This is a genomic window from Sphingomonas sp., assembly GCF_039594485.1.
GTDB lineage: Bacteria > Pseudomonadota > Alphaproteobacteria > Sphingomonadales > Sphingomonadaceae > Sphingomonas.
Genome location: NZ_JBCNNI010000006.1, coordinates 99,371 through 115,599, shown reverse-complemented (window position 1 = coordinate 115,599; position 16,229 = coordinate 99,371). Strand labels below are relative to the sequence as shown.

Annotated in this window: 11 protein-coding genes; 4 read left to right on the top strand and 7 right to left on the bottom strand. The window is 66.4% G+C overall.

Annotation, left to right across the window (positions count from 1 at the left end; all coding sequences use genetic code 11):
- Positions 1-31: 31 nt before the first annotated feature.
- The 4 genes from ABDV78_RS04250 to ABDV78_RS04235 all read right to left on the bottom strand — a co-directional run bounded on the left by ABDV78_RS04250 (position 32) and on the right by ABDV78_RS04235 (position 8,549).
- Positions 32-2,908 (bottom strand): TonB-dependent receptor, encoded by a 2,877-nt coding sequence (locus tag ABDV78_RS04250; protein WP_343525972.1) that lies wholly within the window; start codon positions 2,906-2,908, stop codon positions 32-34.
- Positions 2,909-3,005: 97 nt separating this feature from the next.
- Positions 3,006-4,592: a DUF5597 domain-containing protein gene (locus tag ABDV78_RS04245; RefSeq protein ID WP_343525971.1), complete on the bottom strand. Its 1,587-nt coding sequence runs from the start codon at positions 4,590-4,592 to the stop codon at positions 3,006-3,008.
- The gene (locus tag ABDV78_RS04240; protein ID WP_343525970.1) at positions 4,589-6,124 is read right to left on the bottom strand and encodes a DUF885 family protein; all 1,536 of its coding nucleotides are present in this window, start codon (positions 6,122-6,124) and stop codon (positions 4,589-4,591) included. The genes ABDV78_RS04245 and ABDV78_RS04240 overlap by 4 nt, the downstream gene beginning before the upstream one ends.
- Positions 6,125-6,479: 355 nt before the next feature.
- Positions 6,480-8,549, bottom strand: a complete 2,070-nt coding sequence (locus ABDV78_RS04235) for a TonB-dependent siderophore receptor (RefSeq protein WP_343525969.1) — start codon at positions 8,547-8,549, stop codon at positions 6,480-6,482.
- A gap of 609 nt (positions 8,550-9,158) precedes the next feature.
- Between ABDV78_RS04235 and ABDV78_RS04230 the strand changes: the two genes are divergently transcribed.
- Genes ABDV78_RS04230 through ABDV78_RS04215 form a run of 4 tightly spaced genes read left to right on the top strand, consistent with a single transcriptional unit; the run spans position 9,159 to position 12,368 of the window.
- A complete protein-coding gene (locus ABDV78_RS04230; RefSeq protein ID WP_343525968.1) occupies positions 9,159-10,172 on the top strand; it encodes a glycosyltransferase in 1,014 nt (337 codons plus the stop codon).
- On the top strand, positions 10,169-11,143 hold the full coding sequence (locus ABDV78_RS04225; RefSeq protein WP_343525967.1) for an acyl-CoA dehydrogenase: 975 nt from the start codon (positions 10,169-10,171) through the stop codon (positions 11,141-11,143). Before ABDV78_RS04230 ends, ABDV78_RS04225 begins: the two co-directional genes overlap by 4 nt.
- Positions 11,140-11,790, top strand: a complete 651-nt coding sequence (locus ABDV78_RS04220; RefSeq protein WP_343525966.1) for a PIG-L family deacetylase — start codon at positions 11,140-11,142, stop codon at positions 11,788-11,790. The genes ABDV78_RS04225 and ABDV78_RS04220 overlap by 4 nt, the downstream gene beginning before the upstream one ends.
- Complete coding sequence (locus tag ABDV78_RS04215; protein WP_343525965.1) at positions 11,787-12,368, top strand: class I SAM-dependent methyltransferase; 582 nt, start codon at positions 11,787-11,789, stop codon at positions 12,366-12,368. Before ABDV78_RS04220 ends, ABDV78_RS04215 begins: the two co-directional genes overlap by 4 nt.
- On the opposite strand, the gene ABDV78_RS04210 is transcribed toward ABDV78_RS04215, so the two are convergent.
- The 3 genes from ABDV78_RS04210 to ABDV78_RS04200 form a co-directional block, all read right to left on the bottom strand.
- Positions 12,365-13,240 (bottom strand): SUMF1/EgtB/PvdO family nonheme iron enzyme, encoded by an 876-nt coding sequence (locus ABDV78_RS04210; protein WP_343525964.1) that lies wholly within the window; start codon positions 13,238-13,240, stop codon positions 12,365-12,367. The two genes, ABDV78_RS04215 and ABDV78_RS04210, sit on opposite strands and share 4 nt — an antisense overlap.
- Positions 13,237-15,009, bottom strand: coding sequence for an arylsulfatase (locus ABDV78_RS04205; protein WP_343525963.1), 1,773 nt, complete (start codon positions 15,007-15,009; stop codon positions 13,237-13,239). Before ABDV78_RS04205 ends, ABDV78_RS04210 begins: the two co-directional genes overlap by 4 nt.
- 240 nt (positions 15,010-15,249) lie before the next feature.
- On the bottom strand, positions 15,250-16,224 hold the full coding sequence (locus ABDV78_RS04200) for a DUF6607 family protein (protein ID WP_343525962.1): 975 nt from the start codon (positions 16,222-16,224) through the stop codon (positions 15,250-15,252).
- Positions 16,225-16,229: the final 5 nt, after the last annotated feature.

Genomic DNA, 16,229 nt, shown 5'->3' with positions numbered 1-16,229 from the left:
GCGCCGGGGATCGGCGCGGGCATTTGGCGGATCAGAACTTCATGCCGATCCGCGCATAGCCGAACTGGTCCGGCATGTCGTAGGTCGTCGGATCGAACCCGCCACAGCTCAGGCAATCCGGCGCGCGCTTGCCGAGGATGTTGTTCACGCCCAGCGTGAACGACAGTCGCTGGTTCCAGAAGCCCGGAGTCCAGCCGACCTGCGCATCCAGATAGAGCATCGGCCGCATCACATGATTGTCATAGGCCGGCTCGATGACCCGGCCGATATAGCGCCCGGTCAGCGACGCTGCGAAGGACGGGCTGGACCAGTCGAGCGTCGCATTGCTCTTGAAGCGTGGATAGGCCTGGCCACCGCGCTCGGTACCCTGCTGCTCCAGCTTGCTGCTGCCCGTCGCGGTCGGCAGCGTGGTGGAATATTCGAATAGGAAGTTGCTCGACCAGTTCAGGCCGATCGTGCCCGCCCCGACCGGCGGCGAACGATAGGACAGGATCAGGTCCACCCCCTCGCTCTTCAGCGATGCGATATTCTGGAGCAGGCCACGAATCTGCGTGATCGCACCCGAGCTCGACCGCGTGATCGCACCGCAGGCGACGGGATCGTTGGTCTGGGTGCAGTTGGCCAGAAGCACGTCGGCACCGATCGACGAGATCGCGTTGTCGACCTTGATCGTGTAATAATCCGCCTCCAGGCTCAGACGGCCGATACCGCTGGTCCAGGACGGGCTGTAGACGCCGCCGAGCACCCAGCTTTCCGAGGTTTCGGGCTTCAATGCGCGATTGCCGCCGGTCAGGATCGGCAATTGCTGGTTCGCCTGGACATAGCTGCCATTGGCGGGGACGCCGCGCGCGATGCAGTTCTGCTTCACCGTCGCCGAGGCGCCGTTGTTGTTGAAGTCCGAACAGGGATCGATGACACCACCGTCGAACCGCGAAGGGGTGCCAAACAGCTCGCCGATGCTGGGCGCGCGGAACCCTTGCGCCCAGGTGCCACGCAGGCGGAGGTCCTCGATCGGCTTCCAGCTCAGCCCGCCCTTCATGGTCGTGCGGTTGCCGCTGGTGGAATAATCCGAATAGCGGGCCGCGAACGAACCTTCGAGCAGACGGAAGAAGGGCGTGTCCTTCAGCACGGGGATGCTCAGTTCGGCATAGACCTCGTTGACGCCGAAGCCGCCGCTGGTGGGCTGTGCCGGAATATCGGAACCCAGCCCCGCCGCGACGATCGCATCGGGGGTGAACGATCCGGTCTGATGCCGATATTCATACCCCGCCGCGAGGCCGAGCGGCCCTGCCGGAAGATCGATCAGCGTGCCCGTGATGTTCAGGGTGGCGTCGACCATCGCCTGCTGGCTGCGGTCGCGCTGTTCGAAGGTGATGTAATTGATCATCGCCTGGGTGATCGAACCCGCGCCGCCGAAGATGTTGAACGGCACGCAGGCCCCGGTGCACTGCGATACCGGGCCGAGCGCGCGGGCAAGGTTGGCGGCGTTGACGTTGCCGTGCGCCACCTGCTTGGCCGAATTCTCGGCATAGATGAGGTTCGCGTCCCAGTACCAGGTGCCACCGCCGATCGAGAGCTTCCCGTCGAGCGTCGACCCCATGTACATGGTGTTGACTTCCTGGCTGTAATGCCGGGGGCCGTTCTCGACGAAGCGACGACCGATGAAGTCGTAGTTGCGCGCCAGCCCCGCATTGCCCGCCGCCAGCGTCACGCCGAACGGATTATACGGGTTGGTCCGGTCGATCGAGATGGTGTCGAGCAGATTGCCGTTGCCCGCATCCGGCCCGACGAACAGCGGCAGCGGTGCCGCCTGATTGTCCGAGGTACGGCGGTTGTAGATCAGCTTGCTGCTGAAATGGACGTCATTGCCCAGATCGCCGCGGAAGTTGATAAAGGCGCCGAACCGCTCCTGCGGGGTCAGGAGATAGTTGTAGGGACGGAAGTTGAACCGGTCGGCCACGGTGAACGACTTGAAATCGCTATTGGCGCCCGTCGGGTTGGTCGGGTCGAAACGCGGCGTGGTCAGCGGGTTCGACTTCAGCGTCAGGTTCATGCCCTCGCCGGTCAGCGGATTGTTGACCAGGAAGCGGCCATTGGGCGTGCCCGAGCTGCAACTGGTGGTGCAGGCGGTCGCGCCGGGATTGGGGAAGGCATAATAGGGGCGATCGCCCGCGAAGACCTCGCCCTGCTTGATATAGTTGACGCCCGCGACGACCGAGACGCCCGATCCTTCGTCGCGGTGGCCCCAGCTCAGCTGATAATTCTGGGTGACACCGTCGCCCTGCGGATAGGCGCCGACCTGCGCGCTGGCGAGGAAGCCGTTCTGCCGCTTCTTGGTGATGATGTTGACGACGCCCGCGATCGCGTCCGAGCCATAGGTGGTCGACGCGCCGTCGCGCAGCACCTCGACCCGGTCGATCATGCTGTCCGGGATGGCGTTAAGGTCCACCGCGCCGGGCACGCCGCTGGCGGCGGTGCCGTTGATGAAGCGCTGTCCGTCGAGCAGAACCAGTGTCCGACGGCTGCCCAGGTAGCGCAGATCGATTTCGGCCGAACCGGCGCTGACGCCGCCGCCATCGGGCGGATTGCCGTTGTTGCCCGAACTGTTGAACCGGGAATTGAGCCCGCCGGCGGAACCCGGCAGCCGTTGCAGCACATCGCCGATCGACGACAGGCCGGTGCGTGCGATGTCCGCGCTGTCGATGCTGGTCAGCGGAGCAGCCTGGTTCAGGGGATCGCGACGAATGCGCGATCCGGTCACGACGACGGTGTCGCCTTCGTCAGCTTGAGCGGCCGGATCGGCCGGAGCCGAACTGGTCTGCGCATAGGCCGGCATCGTCGCCAGCATCGCCCCCAGCGCCGCCCCCATATAGGCGCGACGGCGCAGCGATTGCGTTTTGAAACTCATATTCGGTCCCCCTTTTTGTCTGTATCCCTTGGTCTCCGTTCCTCTGCGGTTTCCGTCGCGCCGCGTGCCTCTGCCGGGCCGCCTGTCGCTCGACATTTCAGTATGTGCCCGTCGTCACCTTCACAAGGCGCGGCTCGGCACCGAAATTCAATCCGTAGTCGGTCTCGTCGCCGTTCAGCCATCGGCGCGCCTTCCAGACGCCCGCCTGGTAACGGCCCTCCTCGCCCCTCAGCAATTGACCGTGACGCCCGTCGCTCTCGTCGCGGCGAAGCTCGACGCGCGCATCGATGCCGGAGATCAGCAGGCCACCGTCGGGCAGTCGGATCACCAGCGCACGCCCCGACTGTTTGGGCGAGTTGGCGAGGATGGCGGGCGTATCGCCCCAGGGCGGCGGGCCGAATGCGATATCCGCCCGCCAGCCATCACCGAGCGGAATGGACTGCTTGGCCCGCCCCGGCTCCTCCACCACGGCGAACAGCCGGTGGTCGAACGCCGCTTGGGCGACGATCTCGCGGATCGGGTCGAGCAGCGCGAAATTGGCGCGATGCGCGGCAAGTGCGGCCTCCCCGGCGGGAGTCGCCGGCTGCTGGTCGATCCCGAAGACCGAAAAGCCGATGCCGCCCCGCGCCAGGACATAGAAGAGGAACGGCGCGGTGCCCGCATCGAAGCCGGTTTCCGATACCCAGGATGGATTATCGGGTCGCGCATATTGGTCGAGCACCTTGCGATACTCGCCCGCATCCTCCGTATAGATATCGGTGCCGATGAAATCGACCGAAGGGCTGGCCGCCTTCCACAGGTCCAGCATCGTCCAGACCGCGCCACCGCTGGGATAGTCGATCCCGGGATATTTCTTGTCCTTGTAGCGCAGCCAGGTGTTCACATAGACGGGCAACGGATAGGCCGCCTTGCCCGCCGCGGCGACCGTATCGATATAGCTGGCGGTGGCCCAGGCGCCGAATGCCTCATCGGCGTCGGGGCCGAAGGTCTGGCGCCAGTCGAGCCCCTTGGGCTTGTTCAGTCGCGTGGCGATCGCGGCGGGAACGGGCGCGGCGAAGGCTTGTGCCGCGACAGGGCCATGATCGCGGATCGCGCCGATCGCGCCGGGTTCGTTCTCCACCTGCACCGCGATCACGGTATGCGTCGTGCCGTCCAGCGCCTTCAGGTGACGCATCAGCGCCGCGAATGCTTCGCGATCGGCATCGAGATTGGCCCGAGCATGCGGCGACATCACCTCGATCGGCTGTCCATTGGCCGCGATCATCCGGGGATAGCGGGCGGGATCGGCCTTCATCCACGCCGGGACATAATGAGCCTGGCCGTTCTTCCAGGTGCCAAACCACAACAGGATCAGCCGCTTGCCCGTTCCCCTCGCCTTTGCGACGAGCGCGTCGACCAGCGTGAAGTCATATCGCCCCCGCTCCGCCTCCATCTGCTCCCAATAGACCGGCGCTTCGATCGTATTGGCGGCCATCGCCTCGGCGGCGGGCCAGGCGCGGGCCAGTTCGTCGGGCCAGGCGCTCGAATTGTGCAATTGCGCGGCGAGGATGAAGAAGGGCTTGCCGTCGACCCGCAACATGGTGCGATCGCCCCGCCGTTCCAGTCTCGGCATCTCCTGCGCGGACAGGGGTGCCGCAACCATGGTCCCCAGTGCGGCGATCATGGTAAGGGTGCGACGCATCATGATCCGCTCTCCGTCTGTTCCGCCGCAACCAGCGACAGGGGAATCACGCCGGGTTTTCCGATGTCGCGGATCGCGGCGGCGACGTCGAAGGCCCTGCCCTTTCGCGTCGCCCGCTCTGCCTGCCGCGCCAGCATGTCGTCCAACTGGGCCTTGCCGACGATATAGCTGGTGCCATAGCCGGGCTGGCGCAGATAGAGCAGTTGCTCGAAGGCGACGAGCGGGCTGTCGGCATCGGACCAGCCACGCGGCGTCCAGCGCGCATGGAAACGCCCGGCCTCCGCCAGCGTCATCCGGTTGTCCTGCACATAGAGCGAGGCCAGTCCCCGCGCGGCCCGGTTGGCGAGCATGATCCACACCAGTTCCCGCCCGCGCGGCACGTCGTCATAGAGGCCGGCCTGCATCGCGATCTCCTCCATCGCGGTCGCGACGCCTTCGGAGCGATCCTGCCAGATGTTGAAGGGCAACGCCCCCCGGCGGATCGGGTCGGCATGGGGCTCATGCTCCAGCCGCGCCAGTTCGATCCAGTGGAAGAAGTGGCTGTAAAGCGGCAATGGATCGCTGGCGACGACATGGCCGAAGAAATTGCGCTCGGCAGGTGGCGTCCAGCGCACCAGTTGCGCCGGGATCGCGGCCCGGAAATAGGGCGTGTCGGCAACGAAGCCCTTGTCGATCAAAAACCGGGTGAAGCGGTTCGCCTTGTCGAGCGAGGCCCGGTCGAAGGCGGCGGGGTCGTTCGGCATGGCGAGCGGCGGCAGGCCGCGATTGCGAACCTCCTCCAGCGCGAGGCCCGCCCAGGCGCGCGCCAATTCTCGCCTCAGCAGCGTCTCCTGCGCGGACCAGTCATAGGGCGACAGATAGACATGGCGCGCCGCCCAATCGTAATTCGCACGGCCGACACCCGATGGGCCGGTGCGCTTCGGCGCCTCCGCCTCGACCCAGGCCGCGAAGCGCTCGCTCGCCGCCCGTGCCGCGCGGATCGCTGGGATCAGCCGCTGCCCCGCCCCCGACAGATCGGCGCGCCGCCGGCCCGCCAGGCTGCGCAGCTCCAGCGTCCCGTGTTCCAATCGATCGAGATTCTCAGCCTGCTCGTGAAAGGCACGCGCGCCATAGGCGAACAGGTCATGCGCGTTGCTGCCGGACAGGTTGGTCCGCGCCGCCTCCAGCAACGCCGGAACCATGCGCAACGCGGCATCCAGTTGGTCGGCGTCCGCCGTCGACAAGGGGTAGGCATAGCGCCACAGGTCGATCGTCGGCGCATAAGGGCCTTCATGACCGGGCACGTCGCTCTGTTCCGCCCAGATCGTGGCATAGAAACCGGGATCACGCGCCCAGGGACGCAGAACGCGAAGCTGGAAATCGAGGGCGTTCAGTTGCGCATTGAGCAGCGCCGCATCGGTCGAGGCCGCCACCGGGAGGGACTTGCGATCGATCGCAGCCAGTCGGGCGCGGGCCGAAGCGAGCCGCCTTTTCCACCCGTCGATCCCCACCGGCGTGTAATCGGGCAGTCCGCCCACGACGGACGGACCGGCCATCGAATGCCATTGCTGCGCCAGATCCGTCAGCGCTGGCGTGGCTTGCGCCGACGCAGCGACCGGCGCCGCCAGAACGATCCCCCACGTGACAAAAAAAGCTATCCGCATCGCCGTCCCCCGCCGACCGACGATCAAGATACCTTATACGATAATACTGTCAATCATTATGCAGTATAGTGTTGCGAAGTTGCTCTCATGGCAAGTGGGATGCCTCCCGCGAAACAAACGACGCTTGGCCGCCGTCCCATTTGGTAGGCGACGGCCAGGGCCGCATGCTGGCGGATATTCTGGTCAGGCCTGGGACATCACATCGGCAAGAACCATGAGGCGCGATCCGGTTTCGACCGCTCGGCCCTCACCAGTCAACGCGGATGCCAAGCGCGCCGTTGATGCCTTCGCCGACATTGGTCAGGGTCCAGTATTTCACATTGGTGAGGTTGTTGACGTTGCCGGTGACGGTCACCTTGCGACTGGCGACCAGCATTTGATACTGGAAGCCCGCATTGGCGGTGGTGTAGCCCGGCAGATACAGCGTGTTCGCGTCACTGGTCGGCATCGCACCCGTATGCCGGACCGCCCCATGCAGGCTGAGGCCCGGTATGACGGACGGGAAATACTCGACATTGCCCGTCGCCTGCCAGTTGGCGGTGCCCTGCGGCCGGTTGCCGAGCAGATCCTCGTTCCCGGCCGAGACATTGCGGATACGCGGGTCGAGGTGGACCACGCCCGCCCCGATCCTGACGTCATTGGTGACGCGGTAGCGGGCGATCGCCTCGACACCGCGATACCGGGTCAGGCCGTCCTGGGTCAGCCACCGGGCACCGTTGACGATCCGATCGATCGTATTGGCGCGCTCGACCTGAAAGGCGGCGCTGGTCAGGCTCAGGCGGCCATGCTCATATTTCACACCGGCTTCATATTGCTTGCTGACCGTGGGCTTCAGCACCTCGCCCGCATTGGCATATTGGCCAGCGACACGGCTGCCGGGCTCCATCGCCTCGACATAGCTGGTATACAGCGTGACATAAGGGGCTGGCTTGAAGATCAGCGCCACCGTCGGCGACACCTTGTTTGCGCGATAGCTGGAGTCGGTCTGCGGATCGCCGTCACGGTCGAGCAGCGTGTAATGCGTGTAACGCGCGCCGAGCATGACCTGCCACTGCTCGCCCAGATGCAGCGTATCGCTGAGGAACAAGGCGCGCTGCTGGTCCTGCGTGGGAGAGCCGTCCGTCGAGAAGCGGATCGCTCGCGTCACGCGGAAGGGCTGGTCGCGATAGAGATTCCCGTCGAAATCATGGCCCCAATAATAATCGTTGATCCCGAAATCACTGAAGCTCGCCTGGAACGCCACGCCCGCCACGACTTCATGCCGGACGGGGCCGGTGGTGACGTCCCCCTGCACCAGCGCCTGCGCGAAATGATAGCGGTCGAGTTCGGCGAAATTGTAGGCATAGCCCGTATAATCGCCAGCGGGATTGTCCAGATAGACGAACGCCTTGTTCGAATGGTGCAGCTTGCTGGTATAGCCATAGGTCAGGCGGACCGACCAGTCGGCGGCCACGGCCCAGTCCAACCCGGTCGCGACCGCCAGCGTCTTCGTCCGGTAATAGCTGTTGGCGATGTTCAGCTTGTCATAATCATAGGTCACACGCGGCAGGACATTGCCCTGAAGCTCGTCCCAGTAAATCGTGAACGGCTCATGCCGCAGGTCGCTATCCTCATAGGTGCCTGTCGCGTACCAGTGCAGGTCGGGGCTGATGCGATAGTCCAGCGCCAGCGAACCGACATAGCGATTGACCCCGGCGCGACTATAGGTCGTGCCCTTCTCCCCACCCAGGTTCAGGCGATAGCCGAGCGCCCCGTCCTGCGTCACCGGCCCGCCCGCATCCACGCGCGCATAGAAGACGCTGTCGGTCCGATAGCCGAGGTCGGTGGCCAGCATCGGCTTGTCCGTGGGGCGCTTGGTGCGATAGCTGATAACCCCACCCGGCGAGCCGAAGCCGTACATGAACCCGGTCAGCCCCTTCAGCGCGTTGACGCTTTCGATCGGTTCCAGCGGGAAATCGCCACCCCAGTAAAGCAGCATCGGCACGTCATCGACATAATAGCTGCGCACGTCGAGCCCACGGATCTGCGTTCCCCACCAGTTGGTCGTGCCCGCGGGCGCGGCGGAATAGACCGAGGGATCGTTCGCGAATATCTGCCCGATGCTGGTCGCCTGTCGCCGCCGGATGTCGGACTCGTCGATCACGGTCAGCGAATAGGGCGTGTCGATCAGCGTCTTCGCCCCCAGCGCGCCGTTCCGCGCGACCCGGTTCTGACCGTCATCGGTTCGAAGTCCGTTGACGATGACGTCATCCTGATCGGGGTCCGATGCTTCCATCGTGCCGCTGTCGGCGGTCCGACCGCTCCTCGCGTCCCGCATCTCTGCGGCCGCCGCCGCGGGAGATGGATTGGTTCCGGCCAAGGCCGACGTCGCCAAGAGCGACATGATCAAATTCTGCACGAAATAGCCCCCCAAAAGCCGTTCGCGCCGCCGTTACTCATAACGCTATTGCGAGTCAAACTCGATAATAACACGCGGCGCCCGGCGTGCTGCGGAGCCGCATGACACTCCTCGTCATCCACGCCTGGCCGATAACGATAAAACCCAAATAGTCCGGGCTGATGGCAAGGGGCATTCGGTCGATCGGGGTATCGGAGCAGCGGTTGGCTTTTTAACGCCCTGGCCAGTTCATCGCGCACTGGCCGATTGAACCACATCGCGTCCGGCTCGTTACGAAGATAGCTTGAATTCAGCAGGTTGAGACCACTTCTGCATACCGGAAAACCGATGAGGAGGTCGCATGGCGGAATGCACACGGCGCCAACCGTCCCAAAAAATGACAAGTCGGGACTTTGCCATGATGACGAAGCGATCGACTGGCGGTGGCATCACGACCGGGGCGCACGCGGATCACATCCGATACCAGGACGGTGGTAATGAACGCGAGATCACCCATTGAGTCGCGTAGCCAAAGGGGGTGATACCGCATTGTCACTCGCAATCTGCATTCCCGCCCGCAACGAGGCCGCGCGCTTGCCCCGACTGTTCCAGGGCATTGATCAGCTTGCGCTGCCCGCAGATGCCGAGGTGCATCTCTGCCTGTTGCTTGATGGCTGCACGGATGCGAGCGCCAGGACAGCCATGGACTATACTCGGCGGTCTCGGCACCGGGTGCATGTCGCGACGACGCAAGGATCGGCGGCCAATGTCGGTGCGGCACGGGACGCCGCGATGCGGCTCGGCATCGCGGCCTTGGGGCCCTCGAGTGGCATCCTGCTCACCACCGACGCGGACAGTAGGCCGCGCCCGGACTGGCTGCACGCGACCATCGCCGCGCTCGACCATGCCGATCTGGTCGCCGGGGATGTGATCCGCAGGACGGGGCGAAGCGACGCCGACCAGGATCGGATCGAGCATTATTATGCGCGCCTGTTCACCCTGCGCCGGCATGTCGATCCGGTCGAGTGGGAAGCACCGCAAACACATCATCGGGCCAGCGGGGCCAATATGGCGATGCGAGCGGAGGTCTATGTGGCGCTAGGCGGCTTCGCACCGCTGACCAGCGGCGAGGACGCGCGACTGGTCGACGATGCATCCCGTGCGGGGCTGCGCGTGCGCCGGGATGCGGGAAGCGTCGTCTACACATCGGCCCGCCGATCCGGCCGCGCGCCCGGCGGCCTCGCGACGGCGCTTTGCGCGCTCGACCGGGATGGCATCGGCCATGTCCGCGTCACCCACCCCGCCGACCAGCTCTGGCAATATCGCAACCACGCCCTTGCCCGTCATGCCTATGCGAGCGGCGACCTCGGCCTGCTATGCGACGCGATCGGGCTCGGCACCGATCATCTGCTGGGCGTGGCGCGCGACTGCCCGAATGGGGAGGCCTTTGCGATGCGCGTAGTCCCGACGGCGCCCGGCGGAATGCGGCAGGTCCCGCTCGCCACGGCCGAGATCGCGCTGACGGCGCTCCTCCCCGACATCGCAGCGGTGCGGGCGGCATGAGCGATCTGCGCGCGCGCATCAGATCGCTGAGCGGCGAGTTGCAGGGCTATGACGATCCGCGCGATGCCGCAACGCTGCTCGCCTTGCTGCGCCTGCTCTACCGGGTCGGGCGCGAGGACCTTCCGCTCGGCCGACTGTTCGAAGGGCATGTCGACGCGATACAGATCGTCATGCGCTATGGCACCAAGGCACAGCGCGCGCGGCTGATGGACGCTGTGCGTGCCGGGGCCGCACTCGGCGTATGGAATGCCGACCTGCCGGGCGATCCCCTGTCCATGGCGGACGGACGTCTGAACGGTGGCAAGAGCTTCGCATCCGGCGCGGGGCTCCTGTCGCACGCTCTCGTCACCATCGAACGGGACGGCGGGCGACAACTCCTGCTGCTCGATCTCGCCGCCCAGCCGCCCATGATCGATCGCGACGTCTGGCGCGTGGTCGGCATGCAGCGCTCTGAAACCCATGTCGTGCATTGGAACAATGTGCCCGTCGAGGCCGAAGCGCTGATCGGCTCTCCCGGCGATTATATCCGCGAGCCATGGTTCAGCGGCGGAGCCTTGCGGTTCGCGGCGGTTCAGGCTGGCGGCGTCGCACGACTGGTCGATGAGGTGCGCGACCACCTCGTCGCGGCGGGACGCGCGGGCGATCCGCATCAGGCCGGACGGCTTGCCAGGCTCCATGCGCTGGCGGAGGATGCGGCGGCGGCGGTGCGTCGCGCTGCGGACGGCTGGTTCGGGGACGAGACCGCACGCCTGCCGCTCGTCGCCGCCGCGCGCGCTGCCGTCTATGCCGCAGGGAGCGAAGCGCTTGGACTCGCGCAGGAGGCGGTCGGTGTCCAGGCGCTGTTCCTCCGCCACCCACTGGCGACGACGATCACCGACCTCTCCATGTATCTGCGCCAGCCGAACCCGGACGGTCAGCGGATGCTGGTCGGCGCGGCCGTCGCCGCGGGAATCCTCCGGGCATCGCTGTGAAACCCGCGACCGTCCGCCCGCGCGCTCTGCTGGTCGTGGCGCCGCACCCCGATGACGAGGCGATCGCGGCGCACGCGCTGATCTCGCGCCTGGCGCGGCGTGGCATATGCGTGGCGATCCTGGTGGTGAGCGACGGTGCCGCGTCCCATCCCGGCAGCATGGCCTGGCCGAAAGACCGGCTGACGCGCGAGCGCCGGCGCGAAACACGCCGCGCGATGCGCCGCATCGGGGTGGCCGGCGGTGCGATCGCGTTCCTCGACCTGCCCGATGGTCGGCTGGGCGACCATGTTGCCCAGGTCCGCCGCCATGTGGCGCGCGCCGCACGGGCCTTGCCCAAGCCGCTGCTCGCGCTGGCTCCCACCATGGGGGATGCTCATCCCGACCACCGGGTCGTGGCGGACGCGGCGGGTCGGCAAGCGGGGGTGCATTGGTGGCGCTATCCCATATGGCCCGCAGGACAAGGACTGCGCGGCGCGCGCAGGATCCCGCTGACCGCGCAGGAAAGACTGGCAAAGCGTCACGCGATCCGAAGCTATGCCACGCAGGCGGGCCGCATCACCGACGACCCGAACGGCTTTTCGATGACGCGGCGCCAGATCGCGGCATTCAGTCCTCCGTATGAAATGTTCAGGACGACGCGCGGATGAAAAAGCCGATCACCCTCACCGGGTTCGAGCGGACTTTTGCGAGCGATTCCGATCCGTGGCGGACCTTCTCGAACCGGGACGAGGCGGTGAAGCGCCGCGCGATCCTCCACGCGATCGGTCCGGGCCCGCACGGCCGCGTCCTGGAACTCGCGGCAGGCAACGGGTCGAACAGCCGCGCGCTCGCCGCCCGGGCGCTCAGGCTGGACGCGACGGAGGCGACCAGATCGGGCACAGCGCTGGTCGCGTCGGCGCTCGCGCCCCGGGGCAAGCGTGCCCGCGCGATCCAACTCGCCGTGCCCGCCCGTTTTCCGCAGACGCGCTATGACCGGATCGTGATCGCGGAGCTTCTCTACTATCTTTCGCCCCGTGCCATGGAGCGAACCGCCCAGGACGTCGCTCGCGCGCTGCGTCGCGGAGGGACGCTGGTGCTCGCGCATCACCGGATCGATTTCCACGACTTCGCCCAGCATGCGGCAAACCTTCAACGCATTTTCCTCGCGCGAACGGGACGGGAGTGGCGGATCGGGACAGTACGGCGGACGCGCCGCTGGATCGTCCTCGCCTGCACGCTCGCCTAGGACCGGCGGACGCCGCCCGACGGGGTGTCGAGGGGATAGGCCACCCGAAACCCGATATGCGATGTCGGCAGGTCATGCTCCTGCGCCTGATAGGCGGCCGGGCGGAAGTTGGCGCAGTAGTTCATCGCGCACAGATAGCTGCCGCCCTTGACCAGCCCGACAGCCCCCTCGCCCGCCACCCATTCCCAGACATTGCCGACCATGTCGTACACGCCTAGGTCGTTGGCCTCGAAACATCCGACGGGCGCGATCCCGGCATAGCCGTCATCGCCCGTGTCGCGGATCGGAAACACACCCTCCCAAACATTGGCGCGGGGCTTGCCGTGGTCGAAGGCCCAGTCGATCGGATCGCGCGTCGCATTCTGGTTGCCGCGCGCCGCCCGCTCCCATTGCTCGGTGGTGGGCAATGCGCCGCCAGCCCAGCGGGCATAGGCCGCCGCATCGTCGCGATCGACATGGACGACCGGCTCGTCCGCCCGGCCGGCCAGGTCGCTGCCCGGCCCCGTGGGATGCCGCCAGTCCGCCCCCTTGGTCCAGCGCCACCAGCGCGCGGCATCGTCGAGCGACACGGGCTCGGTGGGCGAGACGAACAGGGCCGAAGCGCCCTCCTTTTCGGCCTGGGTGCGATAGCCGGTCGCCGCGACAAAAGCCGCGAACTGGCGGTTGGTGACCTCATGCGCGTCGATACGGAACGCCGCGACCCGCACCGGCCGCCCCGGCCGGTCCGCGCCGTCCTCGCCCAGCAACACGGTGCCCGCAGGAACGGCGACGATGCCATCCTGCGCAAGGCAACGATGCACCGGCTGGCCCTCCCGTGCGCCAAGCGTGGCGGTCGCCGCCAATGCCAGCAGCAGCGCCGCCCCCCGCCTCACGGCCGCGCCGCCGCAGCCGGGCTGGCTTCGGCTGTGGTGGGCAGCGGCACCACGCCCTTGGCCTTGGCATATTGCTCATAGGCCGCGACCAGCTCGGCGAGCCGCACGGGCTCGGCGGTGGCAAGGTCCTTCGTCTCGCCGGGGTCCGCGGCGATGTTGAAGAGCTGCCAGCGCCCGGTGCTGACGCCGCTGCGCGTATAGCGATTGGTCGGCGCCGGCAGATAGACCACCTTCCAGTCGCCCTTGCGCAGGGCCCGGCGGAAGAAGAGTTCATAGCCCAAAGTCTCATCCGCCCCGCGTATCCCCGCGGCCTCCGCGCTCAGCACGGGACGCAGGCTATGCCCTTCAAAGGGAAGGATCGGGTGGCCGGCAAACTCGCTCGGCTGGCGCAGCCCCGCATAATCGAGCAGCGTCGGCGCGACATCGCGCACGTCCAGATCGGCGTTGGCGATCCGCCCTCCCCCCTTCACGCCACGCCCGGCGGCAAAGGCGCTGACGCGAATGCCCCCCTCGGTGGTATAGCCCTTGACCAGCCAGGACGGGACCGAATTGGCCTGCGCCCAGCCGGGCCCATAGCCGAGATAGCTGGTGCCCTTGCCGATATTGTCCAGGCTGTTGTCGATGCCCAGTTGCTCGGGCGAGGGTGGAGGCGTGTCGGACTTGCCCGCCTTGAAGCGCGCATTGGGGGCGTGGATGTCATTCCCCTCCGGGCCATTGTCGGCGAAGAACAGGATGATCGTATTGTCGAGCCGACCTTCCGCCTTCAGCGCGGCGATGACGCGACCGACATTCTGGTCCATCCGATCGACCATGGCGGCATAGACCTCCATCTTGCGCGCCTCGACCGCCCGCTCGGCCGGGGTCAGCGAGGCCCAGGGCTTCGCGAGTTCGACCGTGTGCGGCACCGCGTCGGCGGGCACCAGCCCCAGCGCCTTCTGCCGCGTCAACCGCTCGGCGCGGAGCGCTTCATAACCCGCGTCATAGCGCCCCTTATATTTGGAAATCGTCTCCGCCGGGGCCTGGAGCGGCCAATGGGGCGTGGTGAAGGGCAGATAGGCGAAGAAGGGACGCCGATCCCCCGACTTCGCCGCGGAGTCGAGATAACCGATCAGCCGATCCGCGAAATAATCCGCCGAATAGGCTCCCTTGGGCAAGGCCGCGGGCTTGCCGTCGTCGCGGTAGCTCGGGGCGAGTTCAGCCTTGGTCCACGCCTCGTTCTGATCCTCGCCGAAATGGTTGGACAGGCCCTGGAGAAGCGCAAAACTGTGTTCGAAGCCACGCGCGGCGGGCTCCCGATCGGGGGTCAGGCCGAGATGCCATTTGCCCGCCATCAGCGTCGCATAGCCGCCCGCGCGCAGCAATTCGGCGATCGAGGCGACACGGTCGTTCAGATAACCCTCATAGCCGGGTCGCCCCTCGGTGGTGGGATCCAGCAGTTCCGCCATGGTGCCAAGCCCGGCCTCATGATTGTCGACCCCGCTCATCAGCATCGATCGGGTCGGCGAACAGGTGGGCGCGGTGTGGAACCCCGTGAAGCGCACGCCCGACAGCGCCAGCGCGTCCAGATTGGGTGTCGCAATCTCGCCGCCGAACGCCCCCAGATCGGACCAGCCCAGATCATCCGCCACGATGACCAGGAAATTGGGCGCATCCTTCGGTGCCTGCCGCTCCACCGATGCGACCGGGTCCGTCGCCGCAGGGGTGGCCAGCGCCGGAGTGGCCGCGATCAGGGCCGTGGCGGCCACCGCCAGAAGTCTCTTGCCGATCATATCTGCTCCCCTTTTTGGCGACCAGTCGCGCGGCCGCCCGATCGTCATAAGGCTCGCAGCCACACCGACAACGACATATTCTCTACTTCATCGATAGGAATTACTTCGTTCGCGCTGCGAAGGGAGTCCGACGCTATTGCCCCGATCACGCCAGAGCCGCTGCCCTCATGTCTCGGCGCCAATAGCGGATAGCCGTCAGGCGTGCGGCGCCCGTTCCGCCGCACGCCATCGACCGCCGGGTCAATCGATCCTGGTCGTGCGACCGTCGATCAGCGCGATCGCCTCGGCCGTACCAGCCGCGGTCGTCGTCTTGTCCGACCGGATTTCGTCCGCAATCGCCAGAAGGCGACCGCTGATCACGGTGCCGGTCTCCGGCTCCTCCTGGATCGCAATGCCGCCCTTCGTGTCGGCGACCCGTGTCCACGCCGCGCGCACCGCCGCCCAGTAATCCCTGGTCCTCGCCCAATAGTCGTCGGCGGCCTTCACGTCATAACCGCCGAAACGCTCATAGCTGTTGAGCACCGATTCCTGGACGATCGGAACGACCTTGCCGTCCTTCACGCCCATCTTCGTATTGTCCTGCCAATGCACCCATCCGGTCGGCGTCGGCTGTTGGCGGTTGATCGCGTAATAGCGGTCATAGACCGGATGGCGCACGGCATCGCGGCGGGCCAGCGGGCGCCAGGTCCAGTTCGACCGCCAGCGGCGGATGCCCGCCTGCGTCTCGAACTGGCCCCATCCGGCATAGCGCGGGCTGTCATCGACCTGATAAACGGTCTGGGACCAGCGTCCGGCGCGCATCCGCTCTGGCACTACCTCCCACACCCATTTGCCCTGCCCCGCATAGACCAGAACGCGCGTCGGCTGATAATCCCAGTCCTGCCGCCAATGTTTGATGACCTGGGTCTTGCCATCATGCTCGACGACGAGCAGGTGCTGGAGGGCGATATGGTCGGGCGTGTCCTCGATCACGCGCACCACTTCGTTCCCGCCCGAAATCTTGCGCTCCAGCGGGACATAGCCGGCCTGCCACGGCGTCGTTTCCTGCATGTCGAAGCGGACCTTGTAATTGCCCGCCATCGCCAGGATCTCCGCCCGGTCGGCCGCCTTGGCCGCCTGCGCTTCGGCCACCCCCTGCTTGACCGGGCCATCGGCATGAGCAGGCACGGGCAGCAGCGCGAGCGTGGCGATCAGCAGCATCGAACATTTCGTCATCGGGC